The 223-nt window shown below is 60.5% G+C and carries 1 protein-coding gene; it reads left to right on the forward strand.

Annotated features, from left to right (window positions below; translation table 11 throughout):
• The coding region (locus SLS51_RS25020; RefSeq protein ID WP_323840939.1) for an ImcF-related family protein at positions 1-223 on the forward strand (223 nt) is incomplete at both ends.

A 223-nucleotide genomic window follows, 5' to 3' on the forward strand; every position in this document is an offset into this window, starting at 1 on the left:
TGAACGGCCTGCTGGACGACCTGAACCGGGCACCGAAAGGCAGCGAAGAAAAACTGGAAGTCCTGCGTATCATGCGGATGCTGGAAGACGGCAGCGGCCGCCATAAATCGCTGGTCGAACACTATCTGCAGGCGCGCTGGAGCCGGGCGTTTAACGGCCGGCGCCCGTTACAGCAACAGTTACTGACTCACCTGGACTATGCGCTGGATCACACCGACTGGCG

The organism is Photorhabdus africana, assembly GCF_035181445.1.
In the GTDB taxonomy this organism is placed as follows: domain Bacteria; phylum Pseudomonadota; class Gammaproteobacteria; order Enterobacterales; family Enterobacteriaceae; genus Photorhabdus; species Photorhabdus laumondii.